The organism is Acinetobacter sp. UBA1496 (genome assembly GCF_002324975.1).
GTDB lineage: Bacteria > Pseudomonadota > Gammaproteobacteria > Pseudomonadales > Moraxellaceae > Acinetobacter > Acinetobacter variabilis.
In genome coordinates this window covers 1-16,944 of record NZ_DCRI01000078.1, presented here as the reverse complement: position 1 = coordinate 16,944, position 16,944 = coordinate 1, and the positions used below count along the sequence as shown (strand labels likewise).

At 45.1% G+C, this 16,944-nt stretch carries 14 protein-coding genes; 6 read left to right on the top strand and 8 right to left on the bottom strand.

Annotated features, from left to right (window positions below; all coding sequences use genetic code 11):
- Positions 1 to 88: 88 nt before the first annotated feature.
- The 4 genes from B3143_RS08995 to B3143_RS08980 form a co-directional block, all read right to left on the bottom strand.
- Entirely contained in the window at positions 89 to 1,408 is a 1,320-nt protein-coding gene (locus B3143_RS08995) for an MFS transporter (protein WP_286740140.1), read from the bottom strand.
- Positions 1,409 to 1,539: 131 nt separating this feature from the next.
- Positions 1,540 to 2,184, bottom strand: a complete 645-nt coding sequence (locus B3143_RS08990) for a trimeric intracellular cation channel family protein (protein ID WP_104426945.1) — start codon at positions 2,182 to 2,184, stop codon at positions 1,540 to 1,542.
- Between the two features lie 61 nt (positions 2,185 to 2,245).
- Positions 2,246 to 2,710, bottom strand: coding sequence for a YchJ family protein (locus B3143_RS08985; protein WP_005233442.1), 465 nt, complete (start codon positions 2,708 to 2,710; stop codon positions 2,246 to 2,248).
- Between the two features lie 75 nt (positions 2,711 to 2,785).
- Positions 2,786 to 4,366 (bottom strand): TerC family protein, encoded by a 1,581-nt coding sequence (locus tag B3143_RS08980; RefSeq protein WP_005233441.1) that lies wholly within the window; start codon positions 4,364 to 4,366, stop codon positions 2,786 to 2,788.
- A 323-nt stretch (positions 4,367 to 4,689) separates the two neighbouring features.
- Between B3143_RS08980 and B3143_RS08975 the strand changes: the two genes are divergently transcribed.
- Positions 4,690 to 5,310: a TIGR00730 family Rossman fold protein gene (locus tag B3143_RS08975; protein WP_004787380.1), complete on the top strand. Its 621-nt coding sequence runs from the start codon at positions 4,690 to 4,692 to the stop codon at positions 5,308 to 5,310.
- Between the two features lie 89 nt (positions 5,311 to 5,399).
- Here the strand turns inward: B3143_RS08975 and B3143_RS08970 are convergent, their stop codons facing one another.
- Positions 5,400 to 6,365, bottom strand: coding sequence for a hypothetical protein (locus B3143_RS08970; protein WP_125279419.1), 966 nt, complete (start codon positions 6,363 to 6,365; stop codon positions 5,400 to 5,402).
- Between the two features lie 352 nt (positions 6,366 to 6,717).
- Between B3143_RS08970 and mdtD the strand changes: the two genes are divergently transcribed.
- The 5 genes from mdtD (at position 6,718) to B3143_RS08945 (ending at position 12,023) form a co-directional block, all read left to right on the top strand.
- Complete coding sequence (mdtD, locus tag B3143_RS08965) at positions 6,718 to 8,109, top strand: multidrug transporter subunit MdtD (RefSeq protein ID WP_179992221.1); 1,392 nt, start codon at positions 6,718 to 6,720, stop codon at positions 8,107 to 8,109.
- A gap of 50 nt (positions 8,110 to 8,159) precedes the next feature.
- A complete protein-coding gene (locus tag B3143_RS08960; protein ID WP_104426941.1) occupies positions 8,160 to 8,921 on the top strand; it encodes a GH25 family lysozyme in 762 nt (253 codons plus the stop codon).
- 167 nt (positions 8,922 to 9,088) lie between these two features.
- Positions 9,089 to 10,144 carry a DNA polymerase IV gene (gene dinB, locus B3143_RS08955; RefSeq protein ID WP_286740137.1) on the top strand — a complete coding sequence of 352 codons (1,056 nt, stop codon included), beginning with the start codon at positions 9,089 to 9,091 and terminating at the stop codon, positions 10,142 to 10,144.
- Positions 10,145 to 10,366: 222 nt separating this feature from the next.
- On the top strand, positions 10,367 to 11,662 hold the full coding sequence (gene shiA, locus B3143_RS08950; RefSeq protein ID WP_004787389.1) for a shikimate transporter: 1,296 nt from the start codon (positions 10,367 to 10,369) through the stop codon (positions 11,660 to 11,662).
- A gap of 4 nt (positions 11,663 to 11,666) precedes the next feature.
- Positions 11,667 to 12,023 carry a RidA family protein gene (locus B3143_RS08945; protein ID WP_286740135.1) on the top strand — a complete coding sequence of 119 codons (357 nt, stop codon included), beginning with the start codon at positions 11,667 to 11,669 and terminating at the stop codon, positions 12,021 to 12,023.
- Between the two features lie 80 nt (positions 12,024 to 12,103).
- Here B3143_RS08945 and B3143_RS08940 read toward each other — a convergent pair whose 3' ends face one another.
- The 3 genes from B3143_RS08940 to B3143_RS08930 all read right to left on the bottom strand — a co-directional run bounded on the left by B3143_RS08940 (position 12,104) and on the right by B3143_RS08930 (position 16,799).
- On the bottom strand, positions 12,104 to 12,652 hold the full coding sequence (locus tag B3143_RS08940) for a DUF2726 domain-containing protein (RefSeq protein WP_286740133.1): 549 nt from the start codon (positions 12,650 to 12,652) through the stop codon (positions 12,104 to 12,106).
- A 398-nt stretch (positions 12,653 to 13,050) separates the two neighbouring features.
- Positions 13,051 to 15,441 carry a YgiQ family radical SAM protein gene (locus tag B3143_RS08935; protein ID WP_286740172.1) on the bottom strand — a complete coding sequence of 797 codons (2,391 nt, stop codon included), beginning with the start codon at positions 15,439 to 15,441 and terminating at the stop codon, positions 13,051 to 13,053.
- A gap of 143 nt (positions 15,442 to 15,584) precedes the next feature.
- The gene (locus B3143_RS08930) at positions 15,585 to 16,799 is read right to left on the bottom strand and encodes an MFS transporter (RefSeq protein WP_286740131.1); all 1,215 of its coding nucleotides are present in this window, start codon (positions 16,797 to 16,799) and stop codon (positions 15,585 to 15,587) included.
- Between the last annotated feature and the right edge of the window lie 145 nt (positions 16,800 to 16,944).

Below are 16,944 nucleotides of genomic sequence, written 5' to 3'. Positions count from 1 at the left end.
GCAGTAAACTACACAGCGCGACAAATCGTGTCTTATGGGCTAAAAATATCCACTTTATAGCAGCTGAGCAACTAAAAAATCACCAACCTTATAAACCCATGGATTCTAGCGTCTTGCCCTTGGTCTCTTCACCCAGAACTAAAATGACCACAGCTACTGCGATTAATACTGCAGTAAACATGGTAAAGACGTAACTGAAACCATTTGGCATCCCCATCAAATGGGTTACGGCAAAAGGTGCAGCAATCCCGCCAATACGGCCAATTGCACCGGCCCAGCCTGAACCAAAAGCACGGATATTGGTTGGATACTGTTCTGGTGTATAGGTATAAAGAACGCCCCATGCTCCCAGATTAAAGAAGGACATCAGACAACCCCAGATCACGATCTCGGTGACACTACCGGACTGGCCAAAGAAATAAGCAGAGATGGCACACATGCCAATAAAGCCAGCTAAAGTTGCCTTACGACCGAGTTTTTCGACCAGCCATGCTGCCGCAATATAACCCGGCAATTGCGCCAGAATCATAACTAGGACGTATTCAAACGACTGCACGATGGTATAGCCTTCCTTGACCAGAAGGCTTGGTAACCAGGTAAAAATACCATAATAGGAGAAAACGATTCCAAACCAGATCAGCCACAGCATCAAGGTTCGGCGGGCAAAAATACCACTCCAGAGCTGGGTAAACGAGATATTCTGCTTGGCAGCCACGGGTTTAACTTCAAAGATTTCCATGACTTCGACGCCGCATTTGCGCTCAATCTTTTTGACCAGAGCCTGCGCTTCATCTATCCGGCCACGATTGATCAGATACGGCACCGACTCAGGCACCAGTTTCCAGATTACGATGGCATACAATGCAGGTATCCCGCCAATCATGAATGCAGCTTGCCAGCCAAAATCAGGAATCACAAAACGTGACACCAGTGCAGCCACCAGCCAGCCCAAGCCCCAGAAACTTTCCAGCAGCACAATGAAACGGCCACGTACCCTTGCCGGAATATATTCACTGACCAGTGTCACCGCAACCGGCAACTGACCACCCAATCCCAGACCGACAATAAAACGGAATACCAGTAACCAAGTCAGATTCGGCGCAAAGGCACAGGCAGCGGTTGCCAGACTATACACCACCAGCGTACTGGCAAATACCGTTTTACGTCCCCAGCGATCTGCCAGTCCACCTGAGAAAATCGCCCCAATGGCCATACCGATAAAACCGATCGAGACCACCCAGCTTTTCTGGTCACCGGTCATCTGCCAGTCTTCAGCCATTTTCGCCAGAATAAAGGAAATCAATCCCGTATCCATGGCATCAAACATCCAGCCAAGACCAATCACCCATAAAAGAGTGTAGTGGAACTTACCGATCGGCAAGCGCTGTATCCGAGAAACTAAATCCATAACAAAAATCTCTGATCAGGTGAAACGGGAGGTGCTGCTGTCCCAACAGGAGGTTTGATTTTTTATTTTTTTATACTACGAATGCGTACACCTGCGGGAAGTTTTCCCTCCCACAGTTACCATAATTCATATCAAGATTCGTCTTTGGATGAAGCAGACTGTTCGTCATCATCCTTATAGATAAACTTCGGCATTTCCAGACCGAAATAGATTGCAATCAAACGCAAACTAAAGCCAAAAATCAGGGTGGAAATAATGGTCAATTCGAGTGACAGACCGAAATTGCTGCAGAGCCAATAGAAAATGACCGCCACAAAGGAAATACTGGCATACAGTTCACGACGGAAGACCAAGGGCACATCATTACATAAAATGTCACGTAAAATACCGCCCGATACTCCGGTCAGAACCCCGGCGACCGCACTGACTACAAAGCCATGCCCCATTTCCAGTGCAATCTGACAGCCAATGATGGTAAAGCCGATGAGGCCCAAAGCATCCAGTACCAGGAAGATATTGCGTAAATGACGCATCCATTTGGCAATCAGGATGGTGATAAAGGCGGCACAACAGGTCAGCACCAGATATTCCGGGTGTTTGACCCAGGTCAAGGGATAGTGGCCAAGCAGTACATCACGTACCGAGCCACCACCGAGCGCCGTGACACAAGCAATAATCGTAACCCCGAACCAGTCCATACTACGCCGACCGGCAGACAAGGCTCCGGTCATGGCTTCAGCGGTAATTGCAATAATATAGATGACGGTCAGTAACATCGCCCTGTTTCCACCTGAGGCTTTGAGATGGCGGCTATTCTAAGCTAAATCTATATGAAAATTATAAAAAATGCGCACAACATTGCTTAAATTTTTTCCCGGAGCCACAGATGCACGGCTGTTTCATTGTAAGCTGTTGATCTGTCGTTGGATCCAGAAAGTACCAGCGATTCTCGAACTTCACAAAATGTGAAATTTCATGATGAATCTGGGCCTGCTTGCCATCGTGATAATGTGCTTTGAACTCGACCAGCGCATGGGTCTTGTCCAGTTTTTCATTCGCCTGCACGATTTCCAGCTTCAGCCATTGATTACTTCGGCTCCATTCAGCAATGGCTGGCATGTCCAAAGCCTTCTGCTGTCCACGGGCAGTAGTCTGCTGGATATAATCAATTTCATGCTTGGCAAAGGCACTATAACGCGAGCGCATTAATTGCTCGGCGCTTTGGGCAAATTGCTGCCCCTGATGCAGTGGCTGGCAACAGCTTGCGTATTCACCTCGTCCACATGGACATGCTTCTGACATATTGATTCCATAAAAAATAGCCCGACAATGCGGGCTATTTTAGCAAAATTTTAGCTTTGCCCTTCGGGCGTTGAATTAGTCTTTCCGGTTCGCTGGGGCAATAATATGCACCTTATCAATCTTGTGGCCGTCCATAGTAACCACCTCAAAGATATAGTCATCTGATTCGAGTTTTTCACCATTTTCCGGCAAGCGCCCCAGATGGAACAGGATATAACCCGACAATGTCGAGTATTCTTCAGTTTCATTGACCAGATCACGATCCAGAAGCAGTGACACATGGCGAATATCAGTTGAACCATCCAGAATCAGGCTGCCATCTTCCAGGCTTTCTACGGCTGCTTCTAGTTGGTCTTCATCCGGGAATTCACCGGCAATTGCTTCCAGCACATCAATCGGTGTCGCTACCCCTTCAATGGAACCATATTCATTCAATACCAGTGCCATTTGTAGCGGTGCCTGACGCAACTGATCCATCACCATTAAGACCTGAGCATTTTCATGCACAATTACTGGTTCACGCAGATGTTTTTCGAAGTCCAAAATACCTGTTTCGATGTATTCATTCAGGACTTTATGGGTCAATACCACACCGGCAATATTGTCCAGTTCACCACGCGCCACAATCAGGCGTGAATGGCTCATATGCAATAACTGCTCTTTGATACTGGCATGATCATCTTCCAGATCAATCCATTCCAGTTCAGGACGTGGTGTCATCACCGACTTCACTGGGCGTTCTGACAAGCCAAGTACGCCCTGCACCATAACGCTATGGTAGACCCCACTTTCATTATCATCAAAGACTTCATCAGCAAAGGCACGAGTCGCCAGTACATCTTCCGGTTCAGAAGAATCATTGTCCTGAGCCGGTTTCCCGCCCAGCATACGCATTACGGCAGACGCAGTACGGTAACGCATATCAGTCGTGGTGACCATTTTTTCCTGATTGCGTTTCATGGTCTGGTTAATGAACTCGACAATTACCGAGAAACCAATCGCGGCATATAGATAGCCTTTTGGAATATGGAAACCGAAGCCTTCAACCACCAGCGAGAAGCCAATCATCATCAGGAAGCCCAGACAGAGAATCACTACTGTCGGGTGCTTGTTGACGAAATCCATCAGCGCTTTAGAGGCCCACAACATGATACCGACTGCGATAATCACCGCGATCATCATCACAGACAGGTCTTTAACCATGCCAACTGCAGTAATCACACTGTCGAGCGAGAACACGGCGTCCAGTACCACGATCTGCACAATCACCATCCAGAACACCGCCTGAACCGGATTTTCTTCCTTGGTTACAGGTTTAGCTTCCAGACGCTCATGCAATTCCATGGTGCCTTTAAACAGCAGGAATACACCACCGAATAATAAGATCAGGTCGCGTCCTGAAAATGGATGCTCAAAGATATGGAATAGCGGTTCGGTAAGCGTTACGACCCAGGCAATCGATGCCAGTAACACCAGTCGCATTAACAGCGCTAAACCCAGACCGGTAATACGCGCCGCATTACGCTGTTCGGGTGGAAGTTTTTCAGCCAGAATTGCAATAAAGACCAGGTTATCGATCCCGAGTACAATTTCAAGAACAATCAGTGTGAGTAAGCCAATCCAGGCAGAGGGATCTGACATCCATTCAAAAATCATCGCATCTGCTCCTCTAACCGAGGAGAAAGGCAAGTATTTGCATGATGAGATACAGGTTGATACCCGACTTGAATTAAAGACTTGATAATGTGACGTTTTATTAAATTAAAGCGCCAACTTCGACTACCCATATGAGTTCTATTGTAGTAAGACAGACTTTCAGTATATCAAGAACACCATGAAATTCACCTGTTTTCATCTGGGATTATGGATGAATTTGAATGAAAGATTTTGTCCTAAAATGAGGTCAGCTCATGGAATTGTCATATTTGTTAACTAAGTTATAGTAAGTAGATAAAAAAATGATAAGGTGAAAAAAATAAATGCAAAGTGTAATGAAAATGACCGATTATTTTAATGATAACTCCCCAAAAACAACACGCCCGCTAGTGGCTTTATACTGTGGCTCTCGTGCCGGCAACAAACCGATTTATCTGGAAAAAGCGATTCAACTTTCTCAAGGTCTGGCCGAACATGGTTTTGGTCTGGTCTATGGCGGCGCCAGTATTGGTCTGATGGGTCAGGTGGCAGACACCATGATTCAGCATGGCGGTGAAGCGGTGGGCGTGATTCCGGAATTTATGCTGGATTATGAGATTGCTCATCCTCAGCTAACAGAACTGCATATCGTCACCAGCATGCATCAGCGTAAGGCCATGATGGCAGACCGGGCCTGTGCCTTTGTCGCCTTGCCGGGTGGTTTGGGCACTTTTGAAGAAATTCTGGAAATTGCGACCTGGGGTCAGCTGAACCAGCATCAAAAACCGATGATGCTGTATAACGTTAATGGTTTTTATAATCCACTGATTGCCCAGCTTGATCTTGCCGTGCAGGAAGGATTTTTGCCGCCCCAGCATCGGGCTAAACTGATTGTCTGTGAGCATGCAGATCAGATTTATACCACCTTGCTGAATCTGGATGCTCCGCAACGTTTTGTGGTTTAAATTTTCTCGTCTACTTTAGATAACAATTTTTTAAAGCCATAAAAAAGCGAGCTTGATGCTCGCTTTTTTCATTTATACATACAAAGACATTAACCTGAAATCGTGTGATAGAACCAAGGCAAAGTCGTCGCCAGAAACACACTAATGGCTAGGCCAAACATCAGTTTCATCGCGTCTTTGCTGACATTACGTGAAGTACGGTGCTTGTTGACTTCAGTCACCAGCATTGAAATGGCAAATTCACGACCAGCCAATAACCCCAAGAATACCCAAGTGGTACTCATCGGGATGTTACTCCACTCTTTGAACACCAGCAGAATCAGCGCATAAATGAAGTCGATAATCGTAGCAGAACGGACATCGGTCACTCCGGTCTTGGTATCGACAATATTCTGGATAGCTCCACCACGCTGGTAAAGAATCATGCCTAGCAGGATGACAAATACAGAAATGGCAAAGATCAGGAACTCAAACGGCACCTGACGCGGCACATAAACAAAGATATTGGCCAAATCCTGGATCAGCCACTGGCTCCACAGAAATGCCGTAGATAACCATTGCAAGGCCATCCACATCGGAGAATGTTGCTGATCTCGGGTTTCACTGAAATAGACCGCGAGTTTTTTCATAACCAGACGATAGATAATAATCGCCACAAAGAAAGCGACGGCGTAACCCATCATTGACTTGGTCAGCATGGAACCCAGACTGCTCGGGGAGAAGATCGTGAGCACCAAGAAAGTAGTACTCACCGGAATGCCATATTTGGTCAAAATGATCAGTAAAAGAGGCGGTACTACATATAGCCAGGTGACCCCATCTTCAGGGAAAGGAATGGTTTCCAGACGTCCATAAGAAGCATCCCCTACTCCAGAGGCAAACCAGCCATAAATTAACACCACAACCAGAATAGTACTGATGTAAATCCAGAGTACCCACCATGGGCGATGTGAGTTCGATGAAATAAATGTTCCTAATGTTTGCGGAACATCATTCCCCACGATGGAATAGGCGGCCAAACAGAAGCCAACTACCATCAGAATCTCGATGGTCATAAGTACAAAACCTTTTACTAGACAGTTCCCAGTACAGCAGTTCTGGAAGTTTGCCCCAGATTATGACGGTTTTATTTCATTTTCATGACATTTCTGTCATATTTTTTTGTAGCCTGCTCCTTACAAAGAAGCTTGAAGTGTTCCAAAAATGACCTATTTATGAATCCGTATAAGTTTGAGATGTTCGCAGTATAGAAATATATTTTTTACCCTTTCTCTTCAATAACTGAAATCAGGCTGTGAATTCATTAGCATTTTGTCTACACGACTCCTATTCACAATCGTTTTTATTTCAGTCACACTGCTGCATAGATTTCTTTAAACTATTCAAAATAGATGATTTTTTAAATCCATGAATGTCACGCCTACGCATCAATCTCTACAACCTGAATTCAGACTGCTGGTCTTGCTGGTGTCGATTGGCTTTTTCATGCAGGGCCTCGATACCACGATTATCAATACGGCCTTACCTGCGATTGCCAGTAATCTGCAGGAAGATCCGTTACGGATGCATAGTGTGGTGGTGGCCTATGTGCTTTCTGTGGCAGCCTGCATTCCCTTGAGTGGCTGGCTGGCAGATCGCTTTGGGGTTCGAAATATCTATTTTGCAGCGATCATTATTTTTGCTCTGGCCTCACTGGGCTGTGCCTGGTCTGAGAATCTGAATGAACTGCTGGTTTATCGGGTATTTCAAGGTATTGGTGGTGCTTTGCTGCTTCCAGTCGGACGACTGGCCATGCTGAAAATCATTCCTCGTACCCAGTTTTTGTCCGCCATGAGCCTGATGAGTCTGGCTGGATTGATGGGTCCTCTGATCGGTCCGACCTTAGGTGGCTGGATGGTGGAGTATCTATCCTGGCACTGGATTTTCCTGATCAATCTGCCAATTGGTCTGCTGGGTGCATTGATTACCTTTAAAGCTATGCCGAATATCACTGAACCGACAGTACAGCGATTTGATTTTGGCGGTTTTATTCTGCTGGTCATTGCGATGATTGGTTTGTGTCTGGGGATCGAAAACTTTGCCAATCCACAATATCCCCTCTGGTGGAGCTTAAGTCTGGTCGGAAGTGGTCTGATTGCCTCACTCATCTATGCCTATCATTCGCATACTCATCTGAACGCGCTTTTTCGCAGTAAATTATTTAAAAATAAAATTTATTCGATTGGCATTCTAGGTAACTTCTTTGCCCGACTCGGCGGCAACTCGATTCCGTTTTTATTGCCTTTAATGTTGCAGGTCGCTTTTGGTTTCGAACCTTTTATTACCGGTTTACTGATGATTCCAACCGTACTCGGTTCTTTAGCATCTAAGCCGATTATCCGCAAAATCATTCAGCGTTTCGGTTATCGTAGAGTCTTGTTGATCAATACCTTGCTGGTCGGCCTGTGTATCGCCAGTTTTGCTCTGACGACGGCGGAGACTCCAATCTGGCTAAGAGCCATTCATTTCTTTGTGTTCGGGATTCTGAATTCCCTGCAATTTGTCTCGATGAATACGCTGACTTTAAAAGATTTAAGCCAGCAGGATGCCAGCAGTGGTAACAGTTTCCTGTCGATGATCATGATGCTGTCGATGAGTATCGGGGTGGCACTGGCAGGTACGCTGGTGAATATGTTTAGTGCCTACTTCGGCCCTGAACAACTGGACAATGCCTTCCACGTTTCTCTGCTCTGTCTGGGCTGTATTAATATTATTGCTGCCTATATTTTCTGGCATATCCCCAAAAATACGCCAGTCTAGGGCAGAATATATACTCAATATGAATATCCGTAAATCAGGCCACCGTGCAGATGAAAGCAGCTCCCACCTCTAGCAACTGGAAAAAATACTCAGTGATTGCAGTCGGGCTGCTGATTACACTTGTGGTGACGACTGTGCTTTATCTGCTGGTTTTCAAACAGCCGTCAGCGCATGCAGCAGATTATCCGATTCATGGTTTCGATGTTTCTCATCATCAGAAAGAAATAGACTGGAAGAAAATTCCGAAACAGAAATATAAATTTGTCTATTTAAAATCTACAGAAGGCGGTGATTTTAAAGATACCAAGTTTCAGGAATACTGGCTGCAGGCCCGCGAACAGGGTTTTCTGGTCGGTGCTTATCATTTTTACCGGCTTTGCCGCGATGGCAATATTCAGGCTCAGAATTTTATAGAGTCGGTTCCGCGTAAAATGGATGCCCTGCCTCCTGTCATGGATCTGGAATATGACAGCAAATGCATCAATCACTATTCCAAAGAGCAGCTGCTCAAAGAAATCCGAATCATGCATGATGCCTTAAAACACCATTATGGTAAGCAGCCGATCTTCTATGTGTCCAAATCTTTTTATAACATTGTGCTGGCGGGAGAGTTTGCTGACGTACCGCTCTGGGTACGTGAATACCAGGGTTTGCCAGATTTAAAGGGTCAGCCTAAATGGACCTTCTGGCAGCATAGTAGTCAGGGTGAAATTCCCGGCATTGCCCGTACTGTGGATCTGAATGTGTTTTATGGCTCGGAGCAGGACTGGATCAAATTTTTACAGCAGAACAGTATTCCCACCCAAGATTAGCCCAAGCCTCCGGCCAAGAAATAAACCCTATTTCTCCCTGATTCAACCATGAAATGGATATTGAATCCTTTAGGCAGGATATGCTTCATATTGAATAATGCTTTAGCTTGTTTACTTATCAATCTGGTCTCTTCCCAATCCAACTAAAGCCACTTAAGATACTGGATATGCGCAAAATTATTCATATCGATATGGATGCTTTCTACGCCTCGGTCGAGCTGCGTGAACGTCCGGAGCTGAAAACTTTGCCTGTGGTGATTGCCTCACATCATCCCCGGGCAGTAGTGGCGGCTGCCTCCTATCCGGCCCGCGAGTTCGGACTGCGTTCTGCCATGCCGATGACTCAAGCACGTAAACTCTGTCCTCAGGTCATCGTGATTGAACCGGATTTTGCCAAATACCGTCAGGTTTCTAGTCAGATTCATCAGATATTTCAAATTTACACTAAAGTGATCGAACCGCTTTCACTAGATGAAGCTTATCTGGATGTCACCGGAAATTTACAGCAGATTCCAAGTGCCACTGAAGTAGCAATGTGCATTCGTAAAGATATTTTTCAAATTACCGGACTAACTGCTTCTGCCGGCGTGGCGCCGAATAAATTTCTCGCAAAGATTGCCTCCGACTGGCATAAACCGAATGGAATCTGTGTTATCAAACCTTCACAAGTACAAAGTTTTATTCAAGATCTTCCACTCAAGAAAATTCCCGGTGTAGGCAAAGTCACTCAAGAAAAACTAAAAAGTTTGAATCTGGAAACCTTGGGAGATTTACAGCAGATTGAAGAAGCAATCCTGATTCAGCATTTTGGCAAATATGGACGGCGTCTTTTTCTTTATGCTCAAGGCATTGATGATCGGCCAGTCGAAGCTGAACGGGAACGCCAGCAGATTTCCAAAGAAACCACTTTCGATGATGATCTGTATTTACCGCAATGCCAACCTTACTGGCAGCCATTAATTACCCAGCTTTGGCAAAGTCTGGAAAAAAAGCAGCTTTCTGCCCGCGGAGTTACTGTGAAGCTGAGAATGAAAAATTTTCAGACCATGCAGCATAGTAAAAGCTTCAGCCAGCTGCTGCGTAGCCCGCAAGAACTGGAGCAGGCTTTACACTTATTGCTTCAAGAGATGCATATTACTCCTCAACTGCAGTTTCGGCTGATTGGGCTTGGCGTTTATCAGCTCGCTGCACGTAAAACAGAAACACAATTGCTGCTGCTTTAGGCCTATTTTGTACAAGTATTAGACGTTAGTTTAAAAATACGGCAACTTTGTTTTTACATTTTGAATTTTTGGAGTACTCTATCTGCGCAATGCATTATCCATGTATGTGCTGAGATGCTGAAAATCACCTTTACTTTCAGCATACTGTCCTGTGATTGGCGTGACGATCAAATCCGAATATTACAGGGCAACTCTGATGTATCTCATGGAATCCCTCCCTGCATGTCCTCTGTAAATTCTTCTGTTATTCAAGAACGACGCGCGCGTAAAGCGGCGTTATCCAGTTTTGTTGGTGCTGTTGTCGATTGGTATGATTTTCTCCTTTACGGCATTGTTGCAGCCTTAATTTTTAAAGACCAGTTTTTCCCCAGCATTGGTGCCAATATGGGCACCTTGGCGGCACTAGCGACCTTTGGTGTTGGCTTTCTGTTTCGCCCTCTAGGCGGTGTGGTATTTGGTCATTTCGGCGACAAGCTCGGCCGCAAGAAAATGCTGGTTCTGACTGTCGTCCTGATGGGGATTTCCACCGTCGGGATTGGTTTTTTACCTAATTTTGAAGCTATTGGCTGGTGGGCACCGGTTTTACTGGTGACCCTGCGTGCCATTCAAGGCTTTGCAGTGGGTGGTGAATGGGGCGGTGCTGCCCTGATGGCGGTAGAAAATGCCCCTAAAGGCAAAAAAGCCTTTTATAGCAGTGGCGTTCAGGTCGGCTATGGCGTAGGTCTGGTACTGGCAACGGGTGCAGTATCCCTTATTATTGCTACACTGGGTGAAGAGGCTTTTGCTGAATGGGCGTGGCGTATTCCATTTATTGCCAGTATCGTGCTGATCGGAATTGCGATGTGGATTCGCCGTGATCAGGATGAATCCCAAGAATTCGTAGAGAAAGTGATTAAAGCAGATCATCATCCAGAAAAACTGCCGATCCTGCAGGCAATCAGCAAACATCCGAAAGCTTTCTTTTATATTATTGCCTTACGTTTGACCGAACTGCTGACCATGTATCTGGTCACCAACTTTGCCCTGAACTATTCCACTAACAACTTGGGCATGGATAAACAATTCTTCCTGAATATTACCCTGATGGTTGGTGCGATCAGCTGTTTCAGTATTCCTTTCTTTGCCTGGCTCTCCGATAAAATCCAGCATAAAACCATGTGTGTCTGGGGTGGCCTGATCGGTGCACTGTCTGCCTTTCCGTTCTTTATGGCACTGGATGCACAAAATACCTGGATGATTATTGTTGGCGCCATTCTACTGGCCAATGTCGCGCATGACATGGTGGTCAGCGTGCATCAACCGATTTTTACCTCGCTATTTGGTACGGAATACCGCTATAGCGGTGCCGGAGTCGGTTATCAGGTCGCCAGTATTATTGGCGGTGGTTTTACCCCAATGATTGCAGCCTCCTTAGTGATTTGGGGTGATGGTTCATGGCATTATGTAGCCATCTATCTTGCGATAGGCTGCCTATTGACTGCATTAGTCGCAGCCTTGATGCCAAAAACCAAGGATTAAGCTGATGTCTGTTCAACGTTTGCATGTTTCACAACGCTTTTCTGAGATCGCCATTGCCGGCAATCTGGTTCATCTCGCCGGTCAGCTGGCCACAGACCTAGATCTGGATATCAAAGGTCAAACCCAGCAGACACTGAATATTATCGATCAGTTCCTGGCGGATGCCGGTACCGATAAAAGCCAGATCATGTCTGTGACGATTTATCTCAAAGATATTGAAAAAGATTATGCAGCGTTTAATGAAGTCTGGGATGCCTGGGTATCGGATATTCAAGCCCTGCCCCGCACCTGTGTCGAAGCTAAACTGTATGATCCACACGTGTTAGTGGAACTGACTGTCGTAGCCGTCAAACCTGAATAGACTTCTATTCAGGCCTAATTGCTACTCATCTAAAATAGAAAAAAGTATGCACTTGGCATACTTTTTTCATTTAGGTTCTATCAGCTTAATGCTTTGACTTTACGTCGTTCCAGATCTGAATAGAGATGATATTTTTTGAGATCATTCACAGCAGTAAATCTCTGGTCTTTACTGGAATGCTCCTGCTCACGCAGGAAATCTCCTCGTAACTGATAATATTCCGGTACATCTTCATAGCGAATGACCCGATAACCGGCCATAGTCAACAAGGCATCCTGAAATTGTGCCTGCTGTGGACGTTTTAAAATCACCGGATCATCGACGGCTACAATGGCAACAATCTGGTATTGCTGATCCAGAATCACAAAATCTGCAATCAGATCACGATACTTGTGCCGGGTACGACCAAATTTGGTGGTAAGTAGTGCATCATAAGAAACATGTGCCAGTACAATGTAATCTGGCAACACTTCTTTAAGGCGTGTAAACGTCAGTTGTTCATTTGGATTAAAAATAGCGCGCTGTCTTAAGGCACTGTCTTGTGGTTTTGGGCTATTCCTTAGCTGCTTCCATGCCATGAGCACGACACAGAACACCAAGAAACTCCCTATAATCATATAGGTGGTCATGACTCAATCCTTGCATTCTTATAATCATTCTTGTTTTATTGTTATCTAGTATAAACGCATACTATTTTTAAAATTGCCCTGCTACCATTCTGTGTAGAGACCAATACAATTCGTAGCAAAACTTGATTGTCAGTTACTTAAAAACCGCTTTTTGCTATTTCAATAGAAATTAGGGTTAAATCCTTATACGCGACTGTAAAATAGTCTCCTGATAGATCGCAATATAAATCGGTTGAACTGTAAGACAATTCCGACAAAGTGTTATTTTTATATCATTTTTCAAAAATTTAAATCGACTAAAAATAAAATATTTTACATTTTAATTGAGAACCCGAAAGCTGCATCAATAAAGTCTGAACATAAAAAAAGACACCGAAATGTCTTTTTTATCAGCTTAATCAAGCACGTGATTTTGGCTTTGATTTTCCTTTCGGTTTAGGGCCACCGAATGGCTTTTTCGCATCACCGGTTTCATGCGGTGGCAGACCGGTATGCTGGTTCAGAATCTGGCCTTTTTTCGGACGATTATTCTGAGCTTGGCCTCTATTACCTGGGTTACCGGTACGTTTCTGTGAATCGCCTGCAACCGTCGAGTTCTTCTTACGTGCAGACTGGTATTGCCCATCCGTACCTGCAGGTTGATAAGTCGGAATCAGATGCTGCTTGGAGTTACCAATCAGATCCTGACGCCCCATTTCCTTTAAAGCTTCACGCAATAAAGGCCAGTTGTTTGGATCATGGTAACGCAAGAAGGCTTTATGCAGACGACGACGTTTCTCACCTTTCACGATGTCCACATCTTCAGTATAACGCGCGACTTTCGCCAGCGGATTTTTACCGGTGTAGTACATGGTCGTTGCAGTCGCCATCGGTGACGGATAGAAGGTTTGTACCTGATCGGCACGGAAACCATTCTTTTTCAACCAGATCGCCAAATTCATCATGTCGTAATCGGTGGTACCCGGATGCGCCGCGATGAAGTAAGGAATCAGATACTGTTCCTTACCGGCTTCCTTACTGAAACGGTCAAACATCTGCTTGAAGCGATCATACGTTCCGATGCCCGGTTTCATCATCTTGGATAATGGACCTTTCTCTGTATGCTCTGGCGCAATCTTCAGATAACCGCCGACGTGATGGGTGACCAGCTCTCTAACATATTCCGGGTTCAGTACAGCTAGGTCATAACGCAGACCTGATCCAATCAGAATCTTTTTAATACCCGGTAAAGCACGTGCCTTACGATACAATTGGGTCAGTGGTGCATGATCGGTATGCAGGTTTTGACACACGCCCGGGAACACACAAGACGGCTTACGACAATTCTTCTCAATCTCAGGATCTTTACATGCCAAACGGTACATGTTGGCTGTTGGGCCACCTAAATCCGAGATAATGCCGGTAAAGCCGGGTGCGGTATCACGAATTTTTTCTACTTCACGCAGGATTGATTCTTCAGAACGGTTCTGGATGATACGGCCTTCATGCTCGGTGATCGAACAGAAAGTACAGCCACCGAAACAGCCACGCATGATGTTCACCGAGAACTTGATCATGTCAAAGGCCGGAAAGCGTGCATTACCATAGGATGGATGCGGCAGACGTGCATAAGGCAGGTCGAACACATAATCCATTTCTTCGGTAGTTAATGGAATCGGTGGTGGATTGATCCACACATCACGTTCACCATGTTTTTGGACTAAGGCACGCGCGTTCCCTGGGTTAGTTTCCAGATGCAGAATTCGGTTGGCATGGGCGTATAGCACCGGATCATTAGCAACTTCTTCAAAAGAAGGCAACCGAATCACTGCCAATTCACGTGGTGGTAATTTATGTTTAATCGCTTTAGATGCCGGTTGTAGCTGCACGATTTGCGTATCTGGGTCCAGGTTATCCCCTTCACGCACGATTGGATTCGCTACGATTTCTTTCTGGAAATTCTGGTATTGGCTTAAGCTGTTGCCTTTATCTTTTTCGATTTCACAGCCATCAATATCTTCGCTCATTACATACGGGTTGATGATCGGATCGACACGGCCAATGGTATCGACATCATTGGATGCGATTTCGACAAACTGGGCTTTTGCTGCACGATTATGTTTATTAATAATAAATGCGGTACCACGAACATCGGTAATCTGATGAATCTTTTCACCCTTGGCCAGACGATGCATGATTTCAATGATCGAGCGTTCGCCATTACCGTACATCAACAGATCCGCTTTAGAATCCATCAGAATCGAACGACGAACTTTATCTGACCAATAGTCATAATGCGCGATACGACGCAATGAACCTTCAATCCCACCAAGCAATACCGGCACATCCGGGAAAGCTTCACGACAACGTTGGCAATAGACTGTTGCGGCACGGTCTGGACGTTTATTCGGCTGGTTATCTGGTGAGTAAGCATCATCTGAACGAATCTTACGATCTGCCGTATAACGGTTAATCATCGAGTCCATATTACCGGCAGACACACCCCAGGCAATATTCGGCTTACCAAGTACACGAAAGGCTTCTACATTGGTCCAGTCAGGTTGGGCAATAATCCCGACGCGGAAACCTTGCGCTTCGAGCACACGTCCAATAATGCCTGTCACAAATGACGGGTGGTCAATATACGCATCACCGCAGACAAAAATAAAGTCACAGCTGTCCCAACCGAGTTGGTCCATTTCCTCGCGTGACATCGGCAAAAAAGGCGCGGGTTCAAAACATGACGCCCAATATTTGTCGTAATCAAACAACGCTTTAGGCGCAGTCTGAGCGGTATAAGCAGTAGACATGGCTAGCAATTCTCGGCTGGCAGATGGAAGATCAGGAAAGTGATCAAAGATGAAAGCCGAGTATTTTAGCATGAATTCAGCTTAGGTTGCTTGATTATAATTTATACGAAAACAGCTTTAAGACCTTTATTAGGAATATATACTTATCCTGATTTTGAAGAATCATTTATAGGTTTTAAGCGCTGTGCCATCAGCAAGCCTAATCCTAAAATAATAGCGATAAATACACTTAGTCCTAACCATCCGGCATTTTCCCAGACTAGTCCACTCGAACTTCCAAGTAAGCTTGAACCGAGGTAGTAACAGAACAAATAAAGGGACGAACCTACCGCACGATACTGTAAGGATTGCACCGATACCCAGCTACTGGCAGTTGAATGAGCCGCAAAAAAGGAAAAAGTAAAAATCAGCAAACCAATAAAAACCAAAGCCAAGTTATCAATCAACATTAAGGCTAAGCCGAACAGCATGGTACAAAGCATGGCGGCAAGCACCTTATAACGTCCAAACTTTCTGCTCCAAGCTGCGGCTCGTGGAGAGCTATAAATTCCGGCCAGATAAGTAATCGAAATCAACCCTATCCAGACATGAGACAGTTCAAATGGCACTTGAATCAAACGATAACTCAGATAGTTAAATACCGAGACAAAGCCCCCCATCAAGATAAAGCCCTGTAGAAACAGAATTCTTAATTTGGGATCACTCAGATTCTGCTGAAATGCTCTGATAAAACGGCTGAATTGTATTGGATAAGCTTTGAAATGCCTGGACTTCGGTAGTAGAAAGTAGAAAGTTGCCGCGATACATAGATTCAGCAATCCAATAATCAAAGTCGCGGATTGCCAGGAAATAAAATCCACCAATGTTCCAGCAATCAATCGACCACTCATACCACCAATCGCAGTTCCGGAAATATATAGTCCCATGGCAAAGCCCACATCCTGCTCTGCCACTTCCTCTCCGATATAGGTCATTGCCACTGCCGCTACGCCACTGACTGTGAGACCTATTAGCACTCGTGTTGCCAGAAATATCGACCAGATCGGCAGTAAAGCACTGAGTAACAGTAAGACTGAAACTGAAAATAAAGACCAGACCATAATCGGCTTACGGCCAAAACGATCTGAAATCAGACCAGTAAAGATCAAGCCAACAGCTAGTGCAATCGTAGAGAATGAAAGCGGAAAACTACTTTGTGTCGGAGAAATATGAAAATAGTCTGCCAGAATCGGCATCATGGGCTGGACACAATACAGCGATGAGAAAATCGCAAAACCCGCCAGAAATAAGGAGAATAAAATAGCTTTAAAAGCAGATGAACCATATGCGATATGGCTTGAAGATGAATTTGAGGACATATGCGCTCCATGAACCTGCTCAGTATACCCCTCTCAATTCGCCTTTTATGTGATGATTCAGTTTAAATAACCATCGAATAATTAATTTTCCTAAATCCCACGCATAAAAAAAGCCCCCTGCTTATGCAGAGGGCTTTTGGAATAA

What these genes read in the sequence shown, in the direction of transcription:
- B3143_RS08995 (WP_286740140.1), bottom strand. Translation starts at nt 1,408, where the DNA reads ATGGATTTAGTTTCTCGGATACAGCGCTTGCCGATCGGTAAGTTCCAC.
- B3143_RS08990 (WP_104426945.1), bottom strand. Translation starts at nt 2,184, where the DNA reads ATGTTACTGACCGTCATCTATATTATTGCAATTACCGCTGAAGCCATG.
- B3143_RS08985 (WP_005233442.1), bottom strand. Translation starts at nt 2,710, where the DNA reads ATGTCAGAAGCATGTCCATGTGGACGAGGTGAATACGCAAGCTGTTGC.
- B3143_RS08980 (WP_005233441.1), bottom strand. Translation starts at nt 4,366, where the DNA reads ATGATTTTTGAATGGATGTCAGATCCCTCTGCCTGGATTGGCTTACTC.
- B3143_RS08975 (WP_004787380.1), top strand. Translation starts at nt 4,690, where the DNA reads ATGCAAAGTGTAATGAAAATGACCGATTATTTTAATGATAACTCCCCA.
- B3143_RS08970 (WP_125279419.1), bottom strand. Translation starts at nt 6,365, where the DNA reads ATGACCATCGAGATTCTGATGGTAGTTGGCTTCTGTTTGGCCGCCTAT.
- mdtD (WP_179992221.1), top strand. Translation starts at nt 6,718, where the DNA reads ATGAATGTCACGCCTACGCATCAATCTCTACAACCTGAATTCAGACTG.
- B3143_RS08960 (WP_104426941.1), top strand. Translation starts at nt 8,160, where the DNA reads ATGAAAGCAGCTCCCACCTCTAGCAACTGGAAAAAATACTCAGTGATT.
- dinB (WP_286740137.1), top strand. Translation starts at nt 9,089, where the DNA reads ATGCGCAAAATTATTCATATCGATATGGATGCTTTCTACGCCTCGGTC.
- shiA (WP_004787389.1), top strand. Translation starts at nt 10,367, where the DNA reads ATGTCCTCTGTAAATTCTTCTGTTATTCAAGAACGACGCGCGCGTAAA.
- B3143_RS08945 (WP_286740135.1), top strand. Translation starts at nt 11,667, where the DNA reads ATGTCTGTTCAACGTTTGCATGTTTCACAACGCTTTTCTGAGATCGCC.
- B3143_RS08940 (WP_286740133.1), bottom strand. Translation starts at nt 12,652, where the DNA reads ATGACCACCTATATGATTATAGGGAGTTTCTTGGTGTTCTGTGTCGTG.
- B3143_RS08935 (WP_286740172.1), bottom strand. Translation starts at nt 15,441, where the DNA reads ATGTCTACTGCTTATACCGCTCAGACTGCGCCTAAAGCGTTGTTTGAT.
- B3143_RS08930 (WP_286740131.1), bottom strand. Translation starts at nt 16,799, where the DNA reads ATGTCCTCAAATTCATCTTCAAGCCATATCGCATATGGTTCATCTGCT.